Consider the following 22,998-nt stretch of genomic DNA (forward strand, 5'->3'; position numbering starts at 1 on the left):
TATCTTTTCTATAGTATGAGGTCCAATAGCCTTAATTAATGTCAACGTCCGGTCACCGGAGTGGTAAACATAGATATGATTTTTATCGCGAAAAAAATAGTTGTATTCAATCACCACGGGTATCTGCCCCTGCCCCCATCGCAACCTTCAATAACATCTACAGTAGAACCGAGCAATTCCATGCTTTCCCGATCTGCGCTGTTGGGGATCTCTTTATTTTCTATCAGCAATTTATCGTCATAAGCGTAAGCTAGTTTCAGATCTTTTAAAGTGGACTGATGTGTTATTGTTCTTTTCTTGGTCAAGGTATTATCGTCAAATACCAATTGCCTACCATCATCAAAGAAATTGGGAATTCCTTTTTGATAAGAATAGACTCCATTGACAAACTTGCTATCTTTATTGAGCCAGGTCACAGGCTCTAATGTTCCTGCTCCATCTTGGTCCTTATAAAAAGCTGTGCCATCAAAATAGAATCCAGAGGCAGTGATCTCCAATGATCTTGGTTGTGCAACAGCTTTCAGGTTCATTGGTGGCTGGTCATTGATCAGATCCCAACCATTATAATATATCTTACCTTCTTTATCGATAAGTTCATGTTGTTTATTCAGCCATTGTGCTTTTACTGGATACAAGTAAGCAGTTGTACCATCCTGCAATCCCAGTCCCGCCGAAATATAGCACCAGATATTTCCATCATTAAAATCAACAAACGAATTCAGCCAGTTTCGTGCCACCTCTTTAATTGTAAATGGCCGTTTCAGATCAAGATTCAGAAGTAATTCGGTAATATCCATTTGATCAAAAATACTGACATCATAAATGTAGGCCATATTCCCATCCGTAAGCAAATATTTATCCTCATTATTTTCTAGTTTGAGGCATTGTATGGTCGCAGGGTTCAGTCCCTCAATTATTTCAGCCGTTAATTGTCTACCTTCATAGCAATAGACATGCTTATCGTCCTTGAGCAGATATCTACGGTTTTGGAATTGAGCGAGTACAACAGGTTTATCAGGAAACACCCTGGTAGCTGTCTTGGTTATTTTTTTGCGTATGGATCAAAGGAAAAAGAAAACCATTTTCCATGCACATAAAGTAGATCTGCGTCAAATGTAGCCTGCACATCTTTTCTAGCTGCAATTTTTACTGGCGTTACTTGGTTAACATCAGAGAATTCGGCCGCAAGTAAATAGTAGGCATTATCATCCATCAGGAGCATATTATCTCCATTTCGATTGATCATTTTCACATCCTTACCGACCTGTGACATGGATATACACCGTTGATGCGCCATACTCATACCATTAGGATCCATAACAGTAATCTCTAAAAAGGGCTACCTTTTACCTGAACAATTTTATAGGTTGTCTTTGTATGGTAATGATAACATTCGCTCGCCCGCAGCACAACCTGGGCGAGCAGCAAGAATAAGGTGATTACAATTACTTTTTCATTTCCTAAAGCTATTATTTTATCAAAATTACTGCCCAGCATTGGCTAATCACGCTATCCATTATTAGCGATACCGTTGGTGGTAATCTGCAATCAGATTTTTAAGTTCATAGAAATCAACAGACAATTGATCGGCCGTCACGGCTATTCCATTACTAATAACAAATTGTTGCAACTGCGATGAGAGATTTTGAAAATGATCTTCTGGATTCCGCAATTTCAAAGAGATAAATGGAGCACGATGGGCAACTCCCTCCGATACAGACTGCACTGCAGTCCATTTTATTAAGCCAATCGCTTTCCCCAGGGTGTTCCTTAAAATGGATACCATCTGCATTCAAAATAAGACCTGTTTGGTCTTTATCAAACATACTCTTTGTACCGGAAATTAAACCATAACAACCAAGGCAGCCCATCATAAACATCAATGTACCAAAGGTTATATTTATTCTTTGAGCTACAAAGAAAATGTAATAAGCAAAGGTCAACGTCGCGACAGTAAGCACCATACCGAACACGACTAATTTTAGGCACTTTTTGCTGTCAAATTCTATAATAGTCTCATTCATATATCTGTTTTTTAAACTTGTTTACAGGTCACTATTTCCTTATTGGGCTTTTCACTAATTCCATTGGCTGCTGCTTTCAACTTTGATCTATCTGAAGGAAAACGGCTCATCTCATATCGGCATTATGGTCAATTTATTGACCAATTAATGAAGCATCCGAACCAGCAAACCAAATAAACAGAATAATCAACCACTGCATAGCGATACAGATCCAAAAAGGCTTATTGTTGGCCTCAGTCAGCATTTCCAGTACATCGATGAATTTGGACTTTACAATATCGTAGAAGTTGTTATTGTTATCGAGATCTAAGCTGTCGAAGCTTATTTTGTTCAGGCCAAATACCACAATACGCTTGATCCATGGATTTTCAATCTTTGTGTTTTTCACTTCATTGATCAATTTGAGTTTCGCAAAAGTATAATCCCCGCATTCTGAATAAGATCAGGCTGGTTGGATTGAAAACAAGTAACACCTTGTCCAAAACAGGAATAATTAAATCATCCTGCCGCTCTTCAACAACTTTACTGGCAACAGTCGAGAAAACATATTTATTGCTAAATAGGAAAAGCAAGATCGGCAACAAGATCAACCCAATCAACCACAGAAACTTTCCAACGGTCTGTATAGACCCGGTCATTGAAAAGAAGGCGCCATCTGCGTTGCTCCTGAGCAGAAAGTATCCGACTATGAGGTACAATATTGTTGACAGAATAGCCAACAAATAGCACTTCAATAAAGTTTTTGTTCCTAGAATAGTTAATTTTTTAATATAGGCCAAATGTGTATTCATAAAGTTGTCATATAATTTATAGTACTAAATTAAAACTATTCCCTTCAAATTTATAAGCCAACCAATTCGCCTAGAACCATTTTAAATTCGCTACAATTTCGCGTCTATTCGCTTTTCCGCGATCTGCATTTGGGTAAAATAGAATAAGGTCCAAATTCATTAAGAACTTGGACCTTATCCATTCATTAAACTGAGATTCCAAAATTTTATCTGGTCATATATACCAATATTTGTTTTTTTGGGTAGTCGCTCCTTTAGTGCTTCGAGACTATTAACTCTTTTTTTTCTCAAGATCTGTAATCGCAGTCCACAAAACACCAGCTTCTCCCCTGAAACTAGCTGACCCCTGTGGTTTGTTGTCTGGTGTATACCACTCATAAAAACCTTTATTTTTAAGTACACGATCTAACATTGGTTCAAGTGCCTCACAAGCTTCAACAATAAGACCATAACGGATCAATTGTGAGATCATACGTCCACCAAACCAGGTCCAGTCACCGCCATTCTGGTAGGAATATGGTCCCATACCGCCGTTTTTAAAGAAGCCCTGTGGATATACCGGATAAATTGTCAATCCTATGGTTGCCGCATTTGCTTTCTTGACGTTCTCCTGCATCTTTCTATACGCCACTTTTACCTCAGCCTTACTGAGCAATCCCGCTTCTATTGCCACAGCTGTTCCGCCGTGATAGTAAATTTCGGACTCATTGAATGAATCTGGAAAAGGCGAACCGTTCAGATAAATATGTGGTATAAATTTCTCATTCTTTTTATCCCAAAGGTGCTTACGGACATTCTTCGCAATCTTGTCTTTAATATCCTTCCAATGTTTCTGTTCAGCCTTGCTCAGGTCTGCAATCTCCAGAAAATCATTAATGGCAATGATAAACATCGCATTATCATAGATGTCAAGTGTCAGGTGGGAATTTTCATCCAAAACAACCCCCAGTCGTGTTCCGGCTGAACATCACCCCAATCGACAGTTGTCGCTCCCCATAATAATCCATATTTTTCATTATACCGTTTGGTCAATAGAAAATCCATTGCCCGCTCAAGCCCCTTCTGTACAGAAACTCCACCAATCTTATTATTCAAAATACTTTTATCTCCTGTACTTCTGACGTATTTTGCCACTGCTTGGATTAATGAAGTTTCCTGATCAGTCTCCACCGTATTCTTATGTCCGGCATACTCCGGCGCTAATGCGGAATGATAATAATTGTAAGGAACGGCGCCTTTCTTGACGGGTACATAGCCATCCAGAATACCACCATCAGGCTGTTGAAACTGAAAAAAGTAAGCAAATGCTTTTTATTAACTCTTTATCATTAACTGTACTGGCAACGGTGACAAAAGTATTCAGGTCTCTTATCCAGACTTCACCATAGCCATCACCTGCGGTAAAGCCTTTTTAACCAATTGCTCCGCCATTGTTTTGACAACATCCGCTTTGGGTTTAATTTCAACTCTTCCTGAGTTCTTCACGGCTTTCACATGCTGTCCATAACTGCTCTTACTCACGGTAAAAGTACATAGACCTACTAGCACTAACATTTTTACATTCATTTGTATCTGATAATTTATAATTGATTTAAACTTTTTATTTATTCCTGTTTTTGGTATATACATTCAGTTCCCCTATCGTGGAAAAACTATTTCCAGCACCTTGATGCAACAGAAATACGGCAGCATTATCTTCCCTTCCTACTTTCCCTCCCATTTTAATTGTCAAACGAGTAGACAAAACTATACACGATTGTATATATTCACGATCAAAAAACAAACGGCGAAATAATCCCATTCTAATATAAGAAATGATACTTCAGCGCTTAATTCTGGCTGGGTTTAACTTGGTTTTCATAAAACAAATTTTAATTTGTATATACATAATTACTCATTAAAGTTTTAATTTCAAATTTTTTTCTGTTTAAAAACAGAAAAAACTCAAGCAAGCTTTTAGACAAAATAACACGTATAGAGCTAAAAACAAGTACATTAATGTAAAAAGCAGTTGTTAACAAGATAAATTCAAATCAATCTCGCTTCTTATTAGCTATTCTATGGGCATTATGTAAAAAATTAATTGTATACACATATATGATATTTATAGCTGCTAGTCTCTTTTTAATCTTAAAAACAGACTAGACATTGGTCAGTTTAACCAGATCATCTTTTCTTGAAGTACAGCGAATTTCGAAAAATACAAAAACACTTGCGTAGTTAAACGGCAACATATAAATTTGTAGTCAAATAACTTCACAATGAATTTAAGACGAGATGTTTTTCAAGCTATTGCGGATCCAACCAGAAGAGCTATACTTCTTCTTCTGGCTTCACAAGCGATGACTGCAGGGGCTATTGCCGCAAACTTTAATACCGCAAGGCCAACGGTTTCTAAGCACCTGCAGATTCTAAGCGAATGTGAGCTACTAAAATCCGAGCAAAATGGCCGTGAAATTTACTATCAGCTCAATCCATCAAAATTGAAAGAAATAGCTGATTTTATTGAACCGTTCCGCGACATGTGGGATGTGCGATTTAACAAATTGGAAGAAATTATGAAAAACTATAAAGACAAATAAGATGGAAAAGAAAACAAAAATCCATGCCGAAGAGGGTAAACAGGAGATTTTGATCACCAGAGAATTTGACTTACCACTAACCCTCTTATTCAAAGCATATGAACAACCTGAAATCTTTGAACAATGGATGGGAACCAAGGTTTTAAAATGGGAAAATAGAAAGCATGGCTCTTATGCCTTCGAAACCTCCCATGACAATCGTGTTGTATTTAAAGCGAACGGAACGATACACGAATTTATTCCCAATGAGAAAATCACACGAACATTCGAAATGGAAGACAGCCCCTTCCCAGTGCAATTGGAATATCTGAGCTTCGAAAAAATAACCGACAATAGCAGCAAACTTCTCATGCATATTGTATTTCAATCTGTGAGCTCCGCGATCAGCTTCTTCAAATGCCCTTTGCTCAAGGCATCAATATCGCACATAACAGGCTTCAGGAAATCGCAACCAAACTTATCTAACCCTCCATTATCTAAACCAAAATAGAATGATAAACCTAAAAGCAGAACAGTTCTTCGAGAATACCAAAAGATGGAACGAAGAATTCAATTTACTACGGAAATTGTCCTAGAAAACCAATCGCTCGTAGAGGATTACAAATGGATGCACCCATGTTATACCTTTGAAGGAAAAAATGTTGTCTTGATCCACGGTTTTAAAGATTACTGTGCCTTATTATTTCACAAAGGCGTCCTATTGAAGGATACGGCGCAATTATTAATTCAACAGACTGAAAACGTCCAATCAGGCAGACAGCTCAGATTTACACATATCGGACAAATTGCAAACCTCAGAGAGACAATCGCAAATTATATCCAGGAGGCTGTAGCAATTGAAAAGTCCGGTGCTAAAGTCAACATGCGAAAAACGGAAGACTACCCCGTTCCCGAAGAATTCACGAAAGCCTTAAATGGGGATAAGGAATTGCAACATGCATTTCTATCGCTAACTCCCGGTCGTCAAAAAGGATATCTATTTTATTTCAACCAGGCAAAACAGGCAAAAACACGTGAAGCAAGGATTGAAAAATATTATCAGCATATTCTGGATGGGAAAGGCATAGATGACTAAGAGAATGGAAAAGCTGGAGTCAATGCAGACGCAACCTGGACTTTTGGCAGTCACAGCATGAATATGACTGGAATTTGGTAGCTTTGTTATACAACATGAAACAGAGCCTAAACCAGTATCTGTTCTGTTGATGCACTACGCGGAATTACATAGCACACACAAGGAGAATATACATGAATAAAAAACTATTTTTGTTTATCTGTGGCTTACTACCATTTATAACACAAGCCCAGCAGAAAATCGACAACAAAACTCGCCCAAACATTATCTTTATCCTGACTGACGACTTCACTGCGCAAGCTTGGGGTGTTTATGGCGGAATTTTAAAAGATATTGTAAAGAATCCAAACATTGATAGCCTTGCCAAACAAGGTGCGATACTCAATAACGCATTCTGTACAAATTCCATCTGCACCCCAGCCGGGCAGCCATTCTTACAGGGCAATATAGTAACAAAAACCAAGTTTACACGCTCGATGATGCACTGGATCCAAACAGAGCGAATATCGCCAAAGACCTACAGCATGCGGGCTATCAAACGGCTGTTTTCGGGAAATGGCATCTTAAAAAGAAACCTTCAGGATTTGATGATTTTAAAGTATTGCCGGGACATGGTGTTTACCACAATCCAACATATCTTTCCAAAGACAACTGGAATGACAATGAAGAGGCTGGCACGCCATACAAAGGTTATGTAGATGATATTACAACACAGCTGAGCCTAGACTGGTTGTCCCAGCGCAGCCCTGACAAGCCATTCTTTTTGATGTGCCATTACAAAGCAACGCATGAGCCTTTTGACTTCGCAGATAGATTCAAGGACTTGTATCAGGGTATTGAATTCCCTATCCTGCAACTTTTCTGGATTCTGGTGCAACGACAACCGGACGATCTTTTGAAGGCCAGCCGCTCGAAGAGCTCGGCAACCGTTACGAACAAGCATCCACAGGCCCCTTCTGGACCTCCTACCCCGATCTCCCCTTCTCCACCAAAGGCATGAGTGCCCTCGACGCCCGCAAAAAAATCTATCAAAAACTTATGAAGGATTATTTACGTTGTGTCGCAGGTGTCGATGATAATCTCGGAAAAATTATGCGCTATCTGAAAACAGCTAAAATTGACGAAAATACGGTGATTATCCTTGCGTCCGATCAAGGTTATTTTCTTGGGGAACATAATTTTATGGACAAACGCCTGATGTATGAAGAATCGCTACGAATGCCATTTGTTATCCGCTACCCAAGGAAATTAAGGCAGGTAGTAAAATTAATGATATGATCCTTAATATTGACTTTGCAGCGCTTTTTGCAGACTATGCCGGCATAAAAAAACCTGCGTATATACAGGGAGAGAGTTTTCGTAAAAACCTGGCGGGTGACACGCCAAACAATTGGCGTAAATCTATGTACTACCGATATTGGCAACATGCTCCTATCCGCCCGGCTCATCTTGGTGTACGTGACGAACGCTACAAGCTCATCTATTTTTATGGCCAACCACTGGAAATGACCGGCAGTGATAAAAAAACTACAGCACCAGCTTGGGAATTCTACGACCTTCAAAATGATCCTATGGAAACGCATAATGCGATCAATGACAAGCAATACACAAAAGAAATTAGTCGATTAAAAAAGAAACTCATTAAACTTAAAGCCGAAGCTGGAGACAGTGATGTAAACCGTCCTTTTTCCAGCAACAGTTGATCAATGAAAGTTTAGTCAAAAAATAACAAGGTCATGAACCAACACCGTTCATTATTTTTTATTGATTACCTGAAGAATCGACTATTGGAGTAGCCGATTAAAAAGTGCGGCGCCATAAAGATAGATGGCGCCGCACTTTTTAATATTATAGGTACAATAAAGAAGTATCCTCACCGTTAGTCTAACTAGTTTTGCTCCTGAAGCTGTGGGTATTTTTGATACAACCTGTTCAGAAAAAACGTCCCATCAGCTGAAGCTTCGACTGTGTTTCAAACATACCAGAACCGGGAGATATGATACCATCAGGCATTCGTTGCACAGCACCATAATAGATGATGTCAAGGCCATTTCCATTGATATCAAGATGCATTTTTTTAGGCTTTAATCCCATAATGGATCCCATACGGGTGACCTTTTCCGAATTACTGATTTGAGCGGGGCGCGCATTCAATAGAGATTCATGGTCAAAAACCAAATGATCTTTGGCTTCACCATCGTCAAAAAGACATAATGCAGTTCATTGTTGCTGAGCACAAGATAGGAGGCGTTGTCACGTTCGCTATATCTCGCTTTTACACCTACTGCGGCCCAAGCTACAGTTTTAGCTGCCGTCGCTGCCGCCGAAGCCACCTTATCACCAACTGTAGCAATGTAGGCACATTGTGTGAACGCCTCGATTGGAGCTCCATTCATTTGTTTGGTTAATTCTTGAAACTCTTGAAGCAACAGTTCATCTTTGATACCCGGAGCCAAAGCAATCCCTGCATCTCCTTCATACTTCCGAGCTGTCTCTTTTTGCTTTTTCATCATCATAAGAGAGATAAAAACACAGACAACTACGATCACAGCAAAAATACCGATGTATAAAATCATATTAATTCTAATTTAGAAAATGGTTAATAATTCAACAATAAATTTAGCGTCAAAAAAGAGGATACTGAAAATCATTATCCTCTTGTCGTGTTTGTTAATAACAAAAATTTTGCCAAACTAGAGTATCCGATCCGGATAGTGGATATTGTTCAACGCAGTCTGATGCATATCTACCCAAACATCATTATAAGGCTGCTGTAACAACCAATTTGGGAACTACGCATATCCGCGTCTTGATCATTGTTGTAAATAGAAGGAAACTCTGATTCCTTCGCACGGAGTAGTACTACTATTGTTCCTTTCATATATAGTGGGAGATCTCCTAAAATGAGATTATAAAACCCTTCTTCAACCAGCCCCGGGCTAAATCGTTCAAGGCTATCGTAACTCCTTTCCAGTTTACCAATGAGCTTTTCCAGTTCCTGCGGATAATGTCGCTCGACGTAAGCCTCAAAAAGCCCTGTACCTTTATTATAAAACCCTGCTTTCATTAAGTTGAGCGCTTCATTGCGGTATACCTGCAACAGACGATCCCCATTTAGATCGGTATAGCCTCCATCCAAAGGTTTACCATCGCGACGCAAAGCCCATATCTTAAGTTCTTTGAGTCTTTCAGATTCAGTAAAACTATTTCCTTCCATACCTTAATTATATTAAAAGCTACTATTAGGATAGCTTTATTACTAATGTTCTCTTTCTTTTAGTTCAAGCTGCAGTAGAATATCCCGCTTTTTTCCTTCAATCAGTGATAAATTGCCCGCTACAAAAACACCTTTTTCTCCTGAATTTCGGCTTATTCCATATACAGTAGACTCATCATCGGGATCTGACGCTCCCTCATAACGAAACAGGTAATCAATCTTAAACTGGTCTGCATGGGCCAATAAATCATCAAATTCGATGTTGTAATCTATTTTATATCCCAAGCCGCTTAACTTCTCCAATGCCACACTAGCTGACGAGTACCCATGCATTCTTTCCATAACTAATTCTTCTTAAGTTGATCTAAATAATCTTTTTTATTATAAAACGACCATTTACCCCTTTTGTTTTCCTCAATTTCAAATAGTTTATTCAAAATCATATTTCTATTTTTGTAAGACGAAAACTCAATATCATATGGCAAATCTCGCAGCTCCGGCTTATCAGCATACCCCTCAACTAGCATTCCAACGTCTACTCGATGTCTTGTACACCTTAAGGCTTGAATGCCCCTGGGACAAGAAACAAACCATGGAATCTTTGCGTCACCTGACGATGGAAGAGTTATACGAGCTGACAGACGCTATCCTGGAACAGGATTATCCCGAAATAAAAAAGGAGCTTGGTGACGTTCTGATGCACCTCTTATTCTATGCCCGTATCGCGGAAGAAGAAGGGCATTTTAATATCGTTGATGTCCTGAATGCAATCTGTGACAAGCTAATTACCCGCCATCCCCATATCTATGCTGATGCGAGTGCAAGCACGGAAGATCAAGTGAAATCCAACTGGGAAGCCATCAAGCTTCAGGAGGGCAATAAATCCGTCCTTGCAGGTGTTCCAAAAGGACTACCGGCTCTGGTCAAAGCCTACCGTATCCAAGATAAAGTCAGAGGTGTTGGTTTTGACTGGGAAGACAAAAGACAAGTATGGGAAAAAGTCGAAGAAGAACTTGCCGAATTTAAAACAGAATTCAATATCGAAACCACCGAAGCCATCGACCGTGAAAAAGCAGAGGCTGAATTTGGCGACCTATTATTTTCGCTCATAAATTATGCAAGGCATATTGGTATCAATCCAGAAAATGCCCTGGAACGCACCAACAAGAAATTCATCACCAGGTTCACCTATTTGGAGCAAAAGGCTACGGAAAACAAGCAACAATTGCAGGATATGAGCCTTGAAGAAATGGATGTTTATTGGAATGAAGCAAAAAAATAAAAAAATAACAACAATCCATTAAAAGGCACCGGAGTCAAGGAATTTAATTCTACTTTGTCAAATTTATCCGTAAATTCGCAGGAATATGGAAACAGTTGTTAGTGGTATCAGAAGTACCGGAAAATTACATTTAGGGAATTACTATGGCGCATTGAGCAATTTTGTGAAAATGCAAAATGAATATAATTGCTTTTTTTTATTGCGGATCTGCATTCTTTGACGACACACCCTACACCACATGGTCTTCAGGGCACTGTACGTCAAGTTATCGTTGAATATCTAGCTGCGGGTATTGACCCCGAAAAATCAACTATTTACGTTCAGTCTGACGTCCCCGAAGTTGCTGAGCTTTACTTGTATATGAACATGAACGCTTACTTAGGCGAACTTGAGCGAGCGACAGCATTTAAAGATAAAGTACGCAGCAACCCCGACAATGTCAACGCTGGCTTGCTAACCTACCCTGTGTTAATGGCTTGCGACATTCTGATCCACCACGGAACCAAAGTACCTGTTGGAAAAGACCAGGAACAACATCTGGAAATGACACGGACATTTGGTAATCGCTTTAATCGTTTATATAATGTAGATTATTTTAAAGAAGCATTTGCTTTCTCCTACTCGGACAAATTGGTTAAAATACCAGGGTTAGCAGGTCAAGGTAAAATGGGTAAATCCAATGGTGAGGCTGATTGCATTTATCTTTCGGATTCTGCTGATGCTATCCGTAAAAAAGTCATGCGTGCGGTTTCTGATTCAGGTCCAACTGAAATGAACCAACCCAAACCCGAAGCGATCCAGAATCTATTCGATCTAATGAAAGTGGTTTCAACAGCCGATACATTGCAACACTTTGACGAGCTTTACAATAAATGTGAAATCCGTTATGGAGATTTCAAAAAGCAGTTGGCAGAAGATATGGTATTGGCTACAAATGATGTACGTCTTCGTATTGAAGATATATCGAACGATGATGATTATATTGCGAAAGTTGCAAAATTGGGAGCCGAGAAAGCCAGTGAGTCTGCACGCAAGACACTGAAAGAAGTTCGTGAGATTATTGGTATCAAGAGATTTTATTAAACAAGGAAAGAGAATATGCATATTGCTATCGTAGGAAATATAGGTGCTGGAAAAACGACGCTAACGGAATTATTGGCGAGTCATTTCAAATTTGAACCTCAATTTGAGGCCGTGGACAATAATCCCTATCTAGAAGATTTTTATTCAGACATGAAACGTTGGGCCTTCAACCTTCAGATCTTCTTCTTAAATAGCCGTTTTAGGCATATCGTAAAGCTTCAGGAGACGGAGATTAATATGATTCAGGATCGTACAATCTATGAAGATGCCTATATCTTTGCCGAAAACTTATATGATATGGGCTTAATGAGTGCCCGTGACTTTGAAAACTATAGCAACATATTCCAAAGTATTATTCACTACATTAAACCTCCGGATCTATTGATCTACTTAAAAGCTTCTGTCCCCACTTTGGTTAATAATATCCAAAAAAGAGGCCGTGATTATGAATCGGCCATCCGATTAGATTATTTGTCCAAATTGAATGATAAATATGACAAATGGATCAACAATTACAAGGAGGGTAAAGTAATGATCTTAGATAAAGATAATCTTGATTTCACAACTAATCCAGAGGATCTTGGTGGAATCATACAAAAGATAGAAGCCGAATTATTCGGATTATTTGAATAACAATATATAACAGATAGATAAAAGCCTGTAAATTGATAATTTTACAGGCTTTTTATTAAATAGAAATTCACAAAGTATCATGAAATTTTTAGGCATTATTCCTGCTCGATATGCTTCAAGCAGATTTCCGGGCAAACCTTTGGTTGATATTGAAGGCCAGACCATGATCCGACGGGTATATGAGCAGGTAAAGAAATCAAAAAAATTGACCGAAGTAATTGTCGCGACCGATGACCAACGTATAGCAACAGAAGTGCTCTCCTTTGGCGGCAATGTAGCCATGACGTCCGACACACATCAGTCCGGTACAGACCGTTGTGCTGAAGTCATTGCCAATGATCGAGCATATGATGTTGTGATCAATATCCAGGGCGATGAACCTTTTATCAATCCTGATCAAATAGATCTTTTGGCAACTTGTTTTGAAAATCCGCAAACAAAAATTGCAACCTTAGTAAAAGAAATCGGGACTCCAGAGGAATTATTCAATCAGAATATTCCAAAAGTTGTCCGAAACACATTTGGGGAAGCAATTTATTTCAGCAGGCAAACGATTCCTTTTTAAGAGGAGTTGATCAGGAACAATGGCTTAAGAAACAGACTTTCTACAAGCATATTGGCATTTATGCCTATCAAGTGGATACTTTAAGAGCTTTGACGCAATTGCCCGTATCTATACTTGAGGAAGCTGAAGCGCTCGAACAATTACGTTGGATAGAAAATGGGTACGCAATCCAAACGGCAGTTACCACACATGAAACTGTAGCAGTCGATACGAAAGAAGATCTCAATAAAATTTTAAAACTATTTTTTAATAAATAGACACTTACCGGTGTTCGGTGTAATATAAAGACCGGACACCGTCCAGTAATTTCTTCTTGTCTAATTTATCCAATTGCTTAATCCGTTGTGTTGTCGATAGCAATTCATCCAACTGCAATTTAGTGCTCACACCTACTACAGCTGTTGCTACTGCGGGATTGGATAGCACATAGGATAGCGCTTCAGTCGCCCTACCTTCTCCTGATTTTTTTGCCCTATTATCCAGATTGCGAAGTATATGCGCGACCTCTCCAGAACTATATTGAAGATAAGGTTCCACAGGCTTATTCACCAAAAGTCCTTTTGCTAATGCTCCTCGTGCCAGCATACTGGCACCATTGTTAGCCAATAATGCATCGATCTCCTCCTCTGGTCTCCTATCCAAAACACTATATTGCATCATCACTGACGCAATAGAAGATTTTGATAGAAATGCCTTAATGACATTCGGACGAATAGACGATAGCCCGTAGGCACGGATCTTTCCTTGTTTCTTCAGCAATTCAAAAGCTTCAATGATTTCGTCAATTGGATCATCAATTGTACCACCATGCAATTGATAAAGATCAATATAATCTGTTTTCAATCGTGATAACGATCCTTCAATAGTCCTGATGATATAATCTTTCGACGCTTTCCAGTCCCAGCCTGAACCGTCAGCCCGCCAGAGATTACCGACTTTACTAGCCAAAACAATTTGCTTGCGAAAAGCCTGTACGCTCTCACCAACAACGGTCTCATTTTGACCTTTGTCATAGAGATCAGCGGTATCAAAAATGTGATTCCCTTATCGAAAGCCTTTTGGATTATATCTTTGGATTGTTTGGGTTGATTGCTTTTTAACGACATACAACCCAAACCAATTTCCGAAACCATTAGACCACTTTCGCCTAATCTACGTTGTTCCATTTGTATTGAAATCAATCAATTCCACCTCAAATACTAACGTACTATTGGCTGGAATCTCGCCTGTAGCTCTTTCACCATAGGCCAGTCTGCTTGGTATAAAAATTTATACTTAGCCCCTTTGGACATCAATGGAATACCAATTTGCCAACCTTTAATCACTTGTCCCAATGACAGTTTTAATGGCTCATTGCGATCATACGAGCTATCAAATTGTTTACCGTTTAATAATGTTCCTTTATAATGCACAGTAACCTCATCATTCACAGTAGGCTTCGCTCCTTCTGTCTGGGTCAAAATAAGATATTGAATACCCTCAGCCGTTGTTTTCATTCCCGCTATTTTCGCATTTTCAGCGAAGAATTTATCTTCTTGGGCACGACTTACGGCTTCTTTTTCAGCGCGTATATCCATAATGGCTTTTGGATGACTTCTCTTGTTTGTCCATCTTCCAATAAGGTTTTCTCATTTTTCAAGGTGGCAGCAATCGCTTTTGCAATAACATCAGCTTTTAAATATTCTACTTCAGTAGATTTTAATGACTTTCAATATCCATACCGAATGCATAGGATACAGAATCCGCTTTGGTTACCAACAAATTTGCTGCGTTTGTTTTTGTTGTCACTGTTTTTTCTTGACCGAACTGGTCTTTTTTTTCTGCTGAGCAAATCCAGTTACGGTAGTCAGAGACAATAGGGCTAATGCGATGTACTTCATGTTTTATTTAACGGTGCTTTTGCACAATTTCTTCAATAATTTCCTGTGTTATATTAGGGTAATCAACTTCAACCCTTGATTTACTGTTGAGCCAAGCCTCAATGGCTAGCATATTTTTCTGTTTTAAACTGGATATCACTGGCACCCCATTTCTTCGAGTGATGCCGCATTTAGATGCTGTTCATACTGATTTTTCATCGGGACAACCAATAGTTTCTTTTTCAAATATAACGCTTCTGCGGGGTTTCAAAACCCGCACCGCATAAAACTCCGGCGGAAGAAGCCATACTTTCAATAAAAGCTTGGTTATTGATCGGTTTTATGGTCACATTTTTCATCTCAAAAGGCCGGGAATTGTGCTTGCTGAATACATCCCATTTCACGTCCGGAAACTTCATTAAGTGTTTCAACAGATGCGCATCATCATAAGCGGGCAAATAAACGGTGTAATGCCCTTGGTCAGTAACAGTAAGATCACGGACAGCATTACGGATAACTGGAGGAAAAATATTCTTGGCGTATCTTTTAAAATGGAAGCCATATGAATGTGTTGCAGGTGCATAATTTTTCATAATAAACTTGCCCAACATATCACTTTCTTCCGGTTTAGGACTTGCGGGATCCAAAGCCCCGATCTGATGACTTAGTCCAATGCATTCCAGGTCCTTGGAGTGACAGGCCCATGCTGAAATCGGCTCAAAATCATTGATAACCAAATCGTATCCTTCGATTGGCAGACTTTTGATCTCGTTGGTAAATTTACGAATGGTTGAACTCATAAATGTTTTCCATAAGTCTACGCCTCCCGATTTTCCGAAAATAAAGCTTAAACCATGAAAACGATACTTTACTTCAAAAGGTAGGGAGAGATCTGCCTGAATTCCACTGACCAAAACATCCACTTCTCCCAAAGCTTTCAAACAGGGAACAATGTCCATGGCACGACTCAGATGTCCATTGCCAGTCCCTTGTACGGCGTACAATATCTTCATAACGACTGTATTTGTGTCGGCAAATTAATGAATTTTAACGACTATCAATATTATTTTATTGTTTAGTTATATTAAGAAAAGATAAATTAATACAATGAATCTATAGCGTTAACACGGTTTTTCTTCTATTTTACGTATATTTAGTATTAACAATTATTTAATAACCAATTTACTATGACAAAGTCTCCTCTCCTTTGGATACTTTCCATTGTTGCACTGTTTACATTTAACTCATGGGGATTTTTTGCACATAAAAAAATCAACCATTACGCAGTCTTTGCACTCCCTGCAAAATTGGCCAAATTTTACAAGACCAATATCGACCTTATTACGGAAAAAGCCGTAGATCCAGATAAGCGTTGTTTTATTGACAGTACTGAGGGGCCACGGCACTTTATTGATATTGAAGATTACCGAGAAGATAGGCAGATCGACTCAATACCCATACATTGGTCACAAGCAAAGGATAAATTCCAGGAACGACAACTACTTAAAAACGGAATTATTCCTTGGCAAATTAACTTTACCTATCTAAAGCTTGTTAAAGCCTTTCAATCCAAGGATTATGATAAAATCGTCAAACATTCAGCAGATTTAGGTCATTATATCGCCGATGCCCATGTCCCCTTACATACGACCAAAAATTATAATGGCCAATTAACTGGGCAGATCGGCATTCATGCTTTTGGGAGAGCCGTCTACCCGAAATGTTCGCCGGCAAGTATAACCTACTTGTTGGAAAAGCCATTTATATCGCAGATCCTTTAAACGAAGCATGGGATATTGTTCGCGAAAGCAATCAACTCGTCGATTCTGTACTCCGTATTGAATCGCTTCTCAACAAAGGGTTTAAAGCGTCTCAAAAGAACTCATTTATCGAACGGAACAATCAATTGTTATGGACTTATTCCGATAGTTATGCTAAAGCCTATCATCATGCATTGAACGGGATGGTAGAACGGAGAATGCGTAAAACAGTTCTTCGCGTAGCCTCCTACTGGTACTCAGCCTGGCTTGAGTCTGGTCAACCCGATCTTTCTAGCACCATCAAAATTGAAAATAAGCAGGATAGCATTACTACAAACGGTAAAAAGCCTATCGGCCGCGAGGAATGGATGTAAATAGACCGCAGATAACCGACCGGACTACACACAATATTAGTACCGGACTATTTACTTTCTTAATCAACTGAACTAGTTTTGCGGCATAAAACCTATGAATTGCCCTCTAGTGATTTTACAAACAAGACAAAATACTATAATGGCGTAAATCAAAAACAGGTAACAAGGATATATCGAATCCCTTTACGGACTACCGGTTTATGATTAAATAGGATAATTAAAAGAAATCATGTTGAATAAAAAAATAGCGTTAACAAAGCTCGCCATCGTCTTGACTGTAGGTGCTACCCATGCGCAAATGAGGGATACGACAGCATTGAATGAAGTCATTATTAATCAGAACAGACTCCAGATCCCCTTCTCAAAGCAAAACAAAAACGTACAGATACTGACACAAGAAGACATCCAACGGCTACCCAATCGTTCGATAAACGAACTACTAACAAATATACCCGGTGTAGATGTACGTCAAAGAGGACCTTTTGGTTCACAGGCTGATGTAAGTATAGATGGTGGCTCATTTGAACAAACTGCTATCCTATTAAATGGTGTTAAAATTACAGATCCACAGACTGCACACCACAATATGAACCTCCCGTACCTGTAGAATCTATTGAGCGTATCGAAATTATCAGAGGCCCAGCCTCCCGTATCTTCGGTATCAATGCGCTAACAGGTGCGATCAATATTGTTACAAAAAAATCGAATCCAATCAGATCAGTGCACAGGTCTATGGTGGATCGTCATTTAAAGACAATGAACAAGCAAGCTCTGGTAGATATTACGGCAAGGGAGCCCAATTAGGCGCGCAGTTCAACAGCGGACGCACCAGTCACGGCTTATATTTTGGTCACGAAGATTCCAACGGCCAGCGTTATAATACAGCCTCCAATAATAACAAATTGTATTACGACGGAACTTATCAGCCCAATGAATCCAATCAGATAAAAGCAAACTTTGGCTATATCGACAATCAGTTTGGGGCCAATGGATATTATGCTGCCCCGACGGACAAAGAAGCTTATGAACATGTTAAAACAGCATTCGCATCCCTACAGTCGAAACATCAATTGAGCAAGGACTTTTCTATCAGCCCTCGACTCAGTAACCGATATAATGAAGATGAATATTGGTATTTGGGAAGGCAAAACAGCAAAGGTAGATCCAAACATTATAGCAATGTTTTTGGGGCCGAAGTAAATGCCGCATTAGAACAGCATTACGGAACTTTTGGTTTGGGACTAGAGAGCCGATTCGAGCGAATCAATAGTACTGCCATCGGCTCCCATAACCGTGAAAACTATGGTGGTTATCTGGAATTCAAAACTGAAGCGATTGCCAAACTAATGGTCAATGCGGGAGCCTACGTAAATTATAACTCAAAATTTGGCTGGCAGGTATTCCCTGGCCTCGACCTGGGCTATAGTATAACCGAACGCTGGAAATTTGTACTGAGTGCAGGATCTGCCCAGCGTATTCCATCATTTACCGACCTCTATACCAATCAGACGGCCAATATTGGAAATCCAGCGCTAACATCAGAGAATGCCTATCAGATTGAGGGTGGTATCAAATACCTGTCCAACCGTATCGTTGCTCAGGCGAGCTATTTTCACCGAAATATAAATGATTTTATAGACTGGCAAAAAACCGAGGGCGCTGTTGAGGGAACCGTGGTTCCATGGAAACCCTCCAATATTGGAAAAATACTGTTGATGGAGTCAATGGATCTTTTCGTTATCAGCTCAATGATCCAATGGCCACCACACGATATTACACGACAATAAGTTACAACTATCTAAATCCAACGATCAAAGTTGAAGATGGCATCCGCTCTAAGTATGCCATTGAAAATTTAAGACATCAGGTTATTCTCAATTTTACGGTGAATCATAAAAATTGGATGCTGACAACAGCTAATCGTTTCAACGAACGTATCAGTTACAAAAATTATTTTATTGCAGATGTAAGAGCTTCCTATCAGCTTATCAACCTCAATATTTTTGCTGATATTCAGAACATTTTTGACAAGAGCTATATTGAAGCGGCAGCTGTACCAATGCCAGGAAGGTGGTTTAGTCTAGGTGCAAGATATAAATTCAGTTACTAAAAACTTAAAATCGTCGCAAAGAGATACTTCTGAATAAAAATACATACTGTCTCTTATAGCTAAAATACCCCATAAATGATGATCAATATGGGGTATTAGACGTTTATTGGATCTTTAGCATTAAAGCACGCAGACTTTTGGATGATTATCCTAACTTTGGGCTAATGACATTATTTTTTCGGAAGTACTGATAAAATCCCGCCAATCAAGTGTTTTTGGAATGCAGGTTCATCATAAGACTCTTCTGTATGCCCCAGTCCTGTATAAAAACCTTTCCTCCATCATAATTTTGGCTCCAGGAAATCGGATGTTGATCCCCATTTTTCCGCCATTATAACTCTTCTCATCCAAATTCATCAATACATGTAGACCTTCTTTAACATCTTTAAAATTGTACCATTCATCCTTATGCCACCATACGGGATCAAGATGTTTGGTAGCGATATGTTTTCTATCAACAACATCTATTTTAGCATTCTGTACAGCAGGATGTGATGCAAAATAAGCCCCAACCAAACCATTATACCATGGCCAGTCAAATTCAGTATCCGTTGCTGCATGGATCCCCACAAAACCTTTGCCCGATTGAATATAACGGACAAACGCATCTTGTTGTGTCTCATCCAAAATATTACCTGTAGTACTTAAAAAGATAATCGCATCATACTTTTTCAAACCTTGGTCCGTAAACAGCCCTGCATCTTCGGAATGATCAGAGGTGATCTTTTCCTTGTCCAACAATTGTTTCAGCACCTGAGCACCTTTTTCGATACTACTGTGCCTAAACCCTTGGGTTTTACTAAAAATCAGCACTCTTTTTTTTGTGCAATGGCGGTCATGGTCACCGCAAAAAAGAAAAAACAGAAAAATGAAGAATTTATTCATGATATAGTTGGTTATTATTAAAACTTAGTTTAGGTTTTTTTATGAGCTAAGGTCATAATTTTCGGCAGTTCATTTAAACCTTAGATCATAATAGAAAAAGCTGTATACTCTCCCCGTACACAGCTTTTTCCAAAATTCTAACCGGCGGTTAGCTCACGGTAAAAATCAAGACTTTCAATAATATCATCCTCAGAAACGAAAATATCATACTGACAGCTACCTATTTTATCAAGGAGTGCAAAGCCGATCTGATTAGATAGATTTTTCTTATCATTTCGCATCAGATCCAATAGCGTTGTATCGATAGCCGAACTGAACGTATAATCTTCAAAGTATCTTCTGAAAGTAGCAATGAGATCATTTAATTCATCCAAAGAAAGTCCATTCAGTTTATGAGAAAGGTACCCTTCACAGATCATTCCAACAGCAATTGCTTCCCATGTAATAAAGGATTGCGATCGTTCAACAGCGAATATCCTCAATAGCATGACCTATGGTATGTCCAAAATTTAGGATTTTACGAAGTCCTTTTTCTTTGGGATCTTCTAGGACTACTTGATTCTTTATGGAAACAGAATGTTTAACCAGTTCATTATCTACCTGTGTTATATCCAGTAATTTAATACGTTCGTAATACGCATGATCAAAGATCAGTCCGTGTTTAATGACTTCAGCAAATCCGGAGATCAACTGCCTTCTATCCAATGTTTTTAAAAATTGGCTTGAGATAAATACAGCCTGCGGTTGTGTAAACGTTCCGATTATATTTTTCACGCTTCCCATATCTATTCCAGTCTTTCCACCGACAGAAGCATCTACTTGCGAAAGTAAAGTTGTCGGAATCTGAATAAAGTCCATCCCCGCTTAAACGTGGATGCCGCAAAACCACCCATATCAGTGACAACACCACCGCCAAGATTGATCAGCAACGAGTGTCGGTCAGCTCCAAAATCAAGCATATTCTGCCACACTCCGATGCAGAAATCTATATTTTTATTCTCTTCCCCGGATCTACCTCTATGACGTCATAGTTGGATAAATTAGGTAAAGCTTGTTGAAACAATGGTAAACAATTGTCTAAGGTATTGGTGTCTACCAAAACTATAATTTTTGAATAATTCCGTTCCGCTAAAAACGTCTCCAAAGAGGCCAACGTATCATCAAAATATACTTGATAGCCCAAACTTTCTATGACTTCCATTCTACGATTCTTTAAGGTTTAAGTTTTCTATTTACCAATATTGTTTAATATTACACCAATTTTACTTCCATCCCATCAAATTCAACAACATCACCAGGCTTCAATTTCAGTCTTTTCCGATAATCAACCTGACCATTATACTTCACGTACCCTTCAGCGACAACCCATTGAGCCATAGCACCATGCTCCACCCAATTTAAAGCTTTAAGTAACTGAATAAGCTGTATATATTCCCTTCGATTTTAAATTCTTGCATTTCACAAAAATAGTGGTTTAACCGAGGAATACAAGAATAATCATCGTTTTAATGCTTACTAAATTACTACATTTGCCTTATTGCAAATAAAGATTATGATTGAGAATTCTGAGCCCAGAACATTGTCCTTTGATAATACAGAGATCGCTTTTAAAAGTAAAAGTGATAAGGATTTAGAAAGAGCGTATTGGTTATTCAAAATAATAGCGAATAACTTTTTAACAAAAGTAGGTCCATCAATGACCAACTTTGCGCTGAACATTGGATTGCCGATCCAGGGTATAATCCGTAGTACAATCTTCAAGCATTTTTGTGGAGGAGAAACCATTGAAGGCTGCGAAACCGCCATCAATGAATTGGGTGAAAATGGCGTTGGAACCATATTAGACTATTCGGTTGAAGGCGAAGAGACCGAAAGTGCTTTTGATGCCTGTTGCGAAGAAGTACTACGTACGGTATCCGCTGCCAGCAAAAACAAGTATATCCCTTTTTCAGTTTTTAAACCAACGGGATTAGGTCGTTTTGAATTGTTCGAGAAGGTTAATGCCAAAGAAACATTAACAGAATCAGAGCAAGCAGAATACCAACGCATGTTGGATCGCACAGACCGTATCTGTAAAGCTTGTCATGAAGCCGGCGTAAAGGTATTGGTTGACGCTGAACATTCCTGGATCCAGGATGCTATTGATGACATCGCGCGCGAAATGATGGAAAAATACAATATGGAAAAACCTATTGTTTATAACACCTATCAGCTTTACCGCAGTGATAAATTAGCTTCTTTAAAAGCTGATTTTGAATATGCCAAGGTCAGAGGCTTTCACATGGGAGCAAAAAATTGTACGAGGTGCCTATATGGAAATCGAACGTGCACGTGCTACACAAATGGGCTATGCTGACCCTATCCAACCGAATAAAGCTGCATCTGATACAGATTACAACGAAGCTATTGAGTTTATATTGGACCACTTGGACAATTTCGGACTGATGGCAGGTACACACAATGAAGACAGCAGTATGTTATTGGCCGAGGAAATAGACAAACGTGGTATCGACAGATCGACAGATCGGATCTACTTTGCTCAACTATTGGGAATGTCAGACAATTTGAGCTTTAATTTGGCTGCCCACGGCTATAATGTTGCTAAATATATGCCTTATGGACCGGTTAAAGCTGTGATGCCTTACCTATTCAGAAGAGCACAAGAAAACACCTCCGTTGCCGGAGCCACTGGTCGGGAGCTTGGGCTATTGATCAAGGAAAACAAAGAAGAAAAGCTAGTCGTCGATAACGACTAGCT

The 22,998-nt window shown here is 39.1% G+C and carries 36 protein-coding genes and 4 pseudogenes; 18 read left to right on the top strand and 22 right to left on the bottom strand.

Going from position 1 to position 22,998, the window contains the following annotated elements; translation table 11 throughout:
- Positions 1-110: 110 nt before the first annotated feature.
- The 9 genes from KUH03_RS00330 to KUH03_RS00370 all read right to left on the bottom strand — a co-directional run bounded on the left by KUH03_RS00330 (position 111) and on the right by KUH03_RS00370 (position 4,381).
- On the bottom strand, positions 111-1,025 hold the full coding sequence (locus KUH03_RS00330; RefSeq protein ID WP_257091046.1) for a hypothetical protein: 915 nt from the start codon (positions 1,023-1,025) through the stop codon (positions 111-113).
- Positions 1,026-1,042: 17 nt separating this feature from the next.
- A complete protein-coding gene (locus tag KUH03_RS00335) occupies positions 1,043-1,318 on the bottom strand; it encodes a hypothetical protein (protein ID WP_257091047.1) in 276 nt (91 codons plus the stop codon).
- An 11-nt stretch (positions 1,319-1,329) separates the two neighbouring features.
- The gene (locus KUH03_RS00340; RefSeq protein WP_257091048.1) at positions 1,330-1,497 is read right to left on the bottom strand and encodes a hypothetical protein; all 168 of its coding nucleotides are present in this window, start codon (positions 1,495-1,497) and stop codon (positions 1,330-1,332) included.
- A 22-nt stretch (positions 1,498-1,519) separates the two neighbouring features.
- Positions 1,520-1,726, bottom strand: coding sequence for a hypothetical protein (locus tag KUH03_RS00345; RefSeq protein WP_257091049.1), 207 nt, complete (start codon positions 1,724-1,726; stop codon positions 1,520-1,522).
- A gap of 431 nt (positions 1,727-2,157) precedes the next feature.
- Positions 2,158-2,424: a hypothetical protein gene (locus KUH03_RS00350; RefSeq protein WP_257091050.1), complete on the bottom strand. Its 267-nt coding sequence runs from the start codon at positions 2,422-2,424 to the stop codon at positions 2,158-2,160.
- Positions 2,414-2,815 carry a hypothetical protein gene (locus KUH03_RS00355; protein WP_257091051.1) on the bottom strand — a complete coding sequence of 134 codons (402 nt, stop codon included), beginning with the start codon at positions 2,813-2,815 and terminating at the stop codon, positions 2,414-2,416. Before KUH03_RS00355 ends, KUH03_RS00350 begins: the two co-directional genes overlap by 11 nt.
- A 271-nt stretch (positions 2,816-3,086) precedes the next feature.
- On the bottom strand, positions 3,087-3,752 hold the full coding sequence (locus KUH03_RS00360) for a hypothetical protein (RefSeq protein ID WP_257091052.1): 666 nt from the start codon (positions 3,750-3,752) through the stop codon (positions 3,087-3,089).
- Positions 3,731-3,985 carry a hypothetical protein gene (locus KUH03_RS00365; RefSeq protein ID WP_257091053.1) on the bottom strand — a complete coding sequence of 85 codons (255 nt, stop codon included), beginning with the start codon at positions 3,983-3,985 and terminating at the stop codon, positions 3,731-3,733. The genes KUH03_RS00360 and KUH03_RS00365 overlap by 22 nt, the downstream gene beginning before the upstream one ends.
- A 198-nt stretch (positions 3,986-4,183) precedes the next feature.
- Entirely contained in the window at positions 4,184-4,381 is a 198-nt protein-coding gene (locus KUH03_RS00370; protein ID WP_257091054.1) for a hypothetical protein, read from the bottom strand.
- Between the two features lie 695 nt (positions 4,382-5,076).
- Between KUH03_RS00370 and KUH03_RS00375 the strand changes: the two genes are divergently transcribed.
- The 6 genes and pseudogenes from KUH03_RS00375 to KUH03_RS00400 all read left to right on the top strand — a co-directional run bounded on the left by KUH03_RS00375 (position 5,077) and on the right by KUH03_RS00400 (position 8,175).
- Positions 5,077-5,397 (top strand): helix-turn-helix transcriptional regulator, encoded by a 321-nt coding sequence (locus tag KUH03_RS00375; protein ID WP_120257324.1) that lies wholly within the window; start codon positions 5,077-5,079, stop codon positions 5,395-5,397.
- A gap of 1 nt (position 5,398) precedes the next feature.
- Positions 5,399-5,887: an SRPBCC domain-containing protein gene (locus KUH03_RS00380; RefSeq protein ID WP_257091055.1), complete on the top strand. Its 489-nt coding sequence runs from the start codon at positions 5,399-5,401 to the stop codon at positions 5,885-5,887.
- A 45-nt stretch (positions 5,888-5,932) separates the two neighbouring features.
- Complete coding sequence (locus KUH03_RS00385) at positions 5,933-6,472, top strand: YdeI family protein (RefSeq protein WP_257091056.1); 540 nt, start codon at positions 5,933-5,935, stop codon at positions 6,470-6,472.
- Between the two features lie 173 nt (positions 6,473-6,645).
- A pseudogene (locus tag KUH03_RS00390) lies at positions 6,646-7,472 on the top strand (sulfatase-like hydrolase/transferase).
- Entirely contained in the window at positions 7,469-7,750 is a 282-nt protein-coding gene (locus KUH03_RS00395; RefSeq protein WP_257091057.1) for a sulfatase-like hydrolase/transferase, read from the top strand. The pseudogene KUH03_RS00390 and the gene KUH03_RS00395 overlap by 4 nt, the downstream one beginning before the upstream one ends.
- Positions 7,747-8,175, top strand: a complete 429-nt coding sequence (locus KUH03_RS00400; protein ID WP_257091058.1) for a sulfatase/phosphatase domain-containing protein — start codon at positions 7,747-7,749, stop codon at positions 8,173-8,175. The genes KUH03_RS00395 and KUH03_RS00400 overlap by 4 nt, the downstream gene beginning before the upstream one ends.
- 229 nt (positions 8,176-8,404) lie before the next feature.
- Here the strand turns inward: KUH03_RS00400 and KUH03_RS00405 are convergent, their stop codons facing one another.
- From KUH03_RS00405 to KUH03_RS00420, 4 genes are all read right to left on the bottom strand, one after another.
- Positions 8,405-8,650 (bottom strand): hypothetical protein, encoded by a 246-nt coding sequence (locus tag KUH03_RS00405; protein WP_257091059.1) that lies wholly within the window; start codon positions 8,648-8,650, stop codon positions 8,405-8,407.
- The gene (locus KUH03_RS00410) at positions 8,623-9,048 is read right to left on the bottom strand and encodes a hypothetical protein (protein ID WP_257091060.1); all 426 of its coding nucleotides are present in this window, start codon (positions 9,046-9,048) and stop codon (positions 8,623-8,625) included. Before KUH03_RS00410 ends, KUH03_RS00405 begins: the two co-directional genes overlap by 28 nt.
- 170 nt (positions 9,049-9,218) lie before the next feature.
- Entirely contained in the window at positions 9,219-9,689 is a 471-nt protein-coding gene (locus KUH03_RS00415) for a hypothetical protein (protein ID WP_257091061.1), read from the bottom strand.
- Between the two features lie 42 nt (positions 9,690-9,731).
- Positions 9,732-10,031, bottom strand: a complete 300-nt coding sequence (locus KUH03_RS00420; protein WP_120257318.1) for a hypothetical protein — start codon at positions 10,029-10,031, stop codon at positions 9,732-9,734.
- A gap of 136 nt (positions 10,032-10,167) precedes the next feature.
- Between KUH03_RS00420 and mazG the strand changes: the two genes are divergently transcribed.
- From mazG to KUH03_RS45055, 5 genes and pseudogenes are all read left to right on the top strand, one after another.
- Positions 10,168-10,971, top strand: a complete 804-nt coding sequence (gene mazG / locus KUH03_RS00425) for a nucleoside triphosphate pyrophosphohydrolase (protein WP_257091062.1) — start codon at positions 10,168-10,170, stop codon at positions 10,969-10,971.
- Positions 10,972-11,056: 85 nt separating this feature from the next.
- Positions 11,057-12,054: pseudogene (trpS, locus tag KUH03_RS00430) on the top strand (tryptophan--tRNA ligase).
- A gap of 15 nt (positions 12,055-12,069) precedes the next feature.
- On the top strand, positions 12,070-12,687 hold the full coding sequence (locus tag KUH03_RS00435) for a deoxynucleoside kinase (RefSeq protein ID WP_257091063.1): 618 nt from the start codon (positions 12,070-12,072) through the stop codon (positions 12,685-12,687).
- Positions 12,688-12,766: 79 nt separating this feature from the next.
- Complete coding sequence (gene kdsB / locus KUH03_RS00440; RefSeq protein WP_306429408.1) at positions 12,767-13,252, top strand: 3-deoxy-manno-octulosonate cytidylyltransferase; 486 nt, start codon at positions 12,767-12,769, stop codon at positions 13,250-13,252.
- 71 nt (positions 13,253-13,323) lie between these two features.
- A complete protein-coding gene (locus KUH03_RS45055) occupies positions 13,324-13,509 on the top strand; it encodes a hypothetical protein (protein WP_306429409.1) in 186 nt (61 codons plus the stop codon).
- Positions 13,510-13,513: 4 nt separating this feature from the next.
- Here KUH03_RS45055 and KUH03_RS00445 read toward each other — a convergent pair whose 3' ends face one another.
- The 4 genes and pseudogenes from KUH03_RS00445 to KUH03_RS00460 form a co-directional block, all read right to left on the bottom strand.
- On the bottom strand, positions 13,514-14,287 hold the full coding sequence (locus KUH03_RS00445) for an aldo/keto reductase (RefSeq protein WP_257097947.1): 774 nt from the start codon (positions 14,285-14,287) through the stop codon (positions 13,514-13,516).
- Between the two features lie 117 nt (positions 14,288-14,404).
- A pseudogene (locus KUH03_RS45060) lies at positions 14,405-14,829 on the bottom strand (FKBP-type peptidyl-prolyl cis-trans isomerase).
- Positions 14,830-15,267: 438 nt separating this feature from the next.
- A complete protein-coding gene (locus KUH03_RS47875) occupies positions 15,268-15,357 on the bottom strand; it encodes a hypothetical protein (RefSeq protein WP_373564603.1) in 90 nt (29 codons plus the stop codon).
- Positions 15,354-16,124 carry a glycosyltransferase family protein gene (locus KUH03_RS00460; protein WP_257091064.1) on the bottom strand — a complete coding sequence of 257 codons (771 nt, stop codon included), beginning with the start codon at positions 16,122-16,124 and terminating at the stop codon, positions 15,354-15,356. Before KUH03_RS00460 ends, KUH03_RS47875 begins: the two co-directional genes overlap by 4 nt.
- Before the next feature lie 174 nt (positions 16,125-16,298).
- On the opposite strand from KUH03_RS00460, the gene KUH03_RS00465 reads away from it, so the two are divergent.
- From KUH03_RS00465 to KUH03_RS00485, 5 genes are all read left to right on the top strand, one after another.
- Positions 16,299-16,892, top strand: coding sequence for a zinc dependent phospholipase C family protein (locus KUH03_RS00465; protein WP_257091065.1), 594 nt, complete (start codon positions 16,299-16,301; stop codon positions 16,890-16,892).
- A complete protein-coding gene (locus KUH03_RS00470; protein WP_257091066.1) occupies positions 16,832-17,245 on the top strand; it encodes a hypothetical protein in 414 nt (137 codons plus the stop codon). Before KUH03_RS00465 ends, KUH03_RS00470 begins: the two co-directional genes overlap by 61 nt.
- Positions 17,246-17,474: 229 nt before the next feature.
- Positions 17,475-17,852, top strand: a complete 378-nt coding sequence (locus tag KUH03_RS00475) for a TonB-dependent receptor (protein WP_257091067.1) — start codon at positions 17,475-17,477, stop codon at positions 17,850-17,852.
- 295 nt (positions 17,853-18,147) lie between these two features.
- On the top strand, positions 18,148-19,032 hold the full coding sequence (locus KUH03_RS00480; RefSeq protein WP_373564604.1) for a TonB-dependent receptor plug domain-containing protein: 885 nt from the start codon (positions 18,148-18,150) through the stop codon (positions 19,030-19,032).
- On the top strand, positions 19,002-19,355 hold the full coding sequence (locus KUH03_RS00485; protein ID WP_257091068.1) for a TonB-dependent receptor: 354 nt from the start codon (positions 19,002-19,004) through the stop codon (positions 19,353-19,355). Before KUH03_RS00480 ends, KUH03_RS00485 begins: the two co-directional genes overlap by 31 nt.
- A gap of 231 nt (positions 19,356-19,586) precedes the next feature.
- On the opposite strand, the gene KUH03_RS00490 is transcribed toward KUH03_RS00485, so the two are convergent.
- The 5 genes and pseudogenes from KUH03_RS00490 to KUH03_RS00500 form a co-directional block, all read right to left on the bottom strand.
- Positions 19,587-20,168, bottom strand: a complete 582-nt coding sequence (locus KUH03_RS00490; RefSeq protein ID WP_257091069.1) for a ThuA domain-containing protein — start codon at positions 20,166-20,168, stop codon at positions 19,587-19,589.
- A gap of 209 nt (positions 20,169-20,377) precedes the next feature.
- Complete coding sequence (locus KUH03_RS45070) at positions 20,378-20,659, bottom strand: hypothetical protein (RefSeq protein WP_306429410.1); 282 nt, start codon at positions 20,657-20,659, stop codon at positions 20,378-20,380.
- Positions 20,660-20,702: 43 nt separating this feature from the next.
- Positions 20,703-21,199, bottom strand: a pseudogene (locus KUH03_RS45075) (3-dehydroquinate synthase family protein).
- A 26-nt stretch (positions 21,200-21,225) separates the two neighbouring features.
- Positions 21,226-21,441, bottom strand: coding sequence for a hypothetical protein (locus KUH03_RS45085; RefSeq protein WP_306429413.1), 216 nt, complete (start codon positions 21,439-21,441; stop codon positions 21,226-21,228).
- 50 nt (positions 21,442-21,491) lie between these two features.
- Positions 21,492-21,632, bottom strand: coding sequence for an RNA-binding S4 domain-containing protein (locus KUH03_RS00500; RefSeq protein WP_257091070.1), 141 nt, complete (start codon positions 21,630-21,632; stop codon positions 21,492-21,494).
- A gap of 160 nt (positions 21,633-21,792) precedes the next feature.
- Here KUH03_RS00500 and KUH03_RS00505 point away from each other — a divergent pair, with 160 nt between their 5' ends.
- Both KUH03_RS00505 and KUH03_RS45090 read left to right on the top strand, forming a co-directional pair.
- Positions 21,793-22,596, top strand: a complete 804-nt coding sequence (locus KUH03_RS00505) for a proline dehydrogenase family protein (RefSeq protein ID WP_306429414.1) — start codon at positions 21,793-21,795, stop codon at positions 22,594-22,596.
- The gene (locus KUH03_RS45090) at positions 22,553-22,996 is read left to right on the top strand and encodes a proline dehydrogenase family protein (RefSeq protein ID WP_306429415.1); all 444 of its coding nucleotides are present in this window, start codon (positions 22,553-22,555) and stop codon (positions 22,994-22,996) included. The genes KUH03_RS00505 and KUH03_RS45090 overlap by 44 nt, the downstream gene beginning before the upstream one ends.
- The last annotated feature ends 2 nt before the right edge of the window (positions 22,997-22,998 follow it).

Origin of the sequence: Sphingobacterium sp. E70, assembly GCF_019285695.1 — a bacterium.
In the GTDB taxonomy this organism is placed as follows: Bacteria; Bacteroidota; Bacteroidia; order Sphingobacteriales; family Sphingobacteriaceae; genus Sphingobacterium; species Sphingobacterium detergens.